Here is a 414-nt window from a genome sequence, read left to right as displayed (position 1 = left end):
GACCAGTACTTTACGCCTGCGACGCACGCAGCCGCGATTTCCACCGCGACCAGAAAGCCACGCGTGAATCGATTGAACTTGTTCATGTTTTCCTTCAGATACCAGTCAGGAGCACCGCCGATTGCGGCTTGACCACGATCGGGTTGAAATCTGTGGCGTACGAGCGCGTAGCCGGCGTACGATCATCGTCCAGCCAATCCATTGGTGCAAAGTCGTCGAAATCGTCATACGCGAAGTCGTCCATATTCGATTGGTCCAGCGATCGTTCGTGAACTGCGCGCTCGTGCGGGTGCAGGATTCCGGCCTCCATACGACGTACGTACGCGTCGCGGGCACGTGCCGTGAAGAACACACGGTGCAGGTTATATTGACCCGGGCCCGGAGCGTCCTCGCGACCCGGACGCGGCACATTAC

The 414-nt window shown here is 58.7% G+C and carries 1 protein-coding gene; it reads right to left on the bottom strand.

The genetic code is table 11. From position 1 onward, the window contains the following. Window positions 1-94: 94 nt before the first annotated feature. Window positions 95-414: hypothetical protein (locus AC1RPN_RS08500; RefSeq protein WP_481763759.1), on the bottom strand; the 320-nt coding region annotated here is incomplete at its 5' end.

This window comes from Dellaglioa sp. CoH-57-MRSF-20, assembly GCF_056781955.1.
This window is presented reverse-complemented; position numbering and strand designations above follow the sequence as displayed.